Consider the following 568-nt stretch of genomic DNA (forward strand, 5'->3'; position numbering starts at 1 on the left):
ACTTTTTTCTGGTATTGGCCGGGATTTTGGGCATGAATACAGTCATGCTGCTGGTGTGGCTGGCGACTTTATTCCTGCGTTTGAAAAATATGCACTTTATCAGCAGTCCGACAACTTGGTTCCGAGGTAAAGACCCGGTCAATCAGGCAATTTTGCGGCTTTATGTGGATGAATGGCGCAAACCGCAAACGCGTTGGCTGATTGGTGCAACTTCACACGGCCTGTGGCTTTGCACGCTGTCGGGAATGTTGGTTTCTGTTTTGCTGCTGCTTTTGGTGCGTCAATATACGTTCAACTGGGAAAGTACGCTTTTAAGCAATACGGCATTGGTGAAAACGGTTGAGGCTTTGTCATGGTTGCCGGAACATTTGGGCTTTCCTGTTCCCGACAGTCAGGCCGTAATTGCAGGCCGTCTAAACAATCATATCGAAGATGCACACGCTTGGGCAGGCTTACTCATCGGCAGCATTATCTGCTATGGCATTCTGCCGCGCTTGCTTGCTTGGCTGGCTTGCAAGATTACTTTAAAAACCCTGCGCGAATGTTTGGATTTGAATCAGCCCTACTA

Annotated in this window: 1 protein-coding gene; it reads left to right on the plus strand. The window is 48.4% G+C overall.

The genetic code is table 11. The annotated features are described in order from the left end of the window. Positions 1-568 (plus strand): DUF2868 domain-containing protein (locus ACTHUM_RS18050; protein WP_440403692.1); only part of this gene is annotated, 568 nt, incomplete at both ends.

It is taken from the genome of Neisseria sp. P0021.S006 (assembly GCF_051956895.1).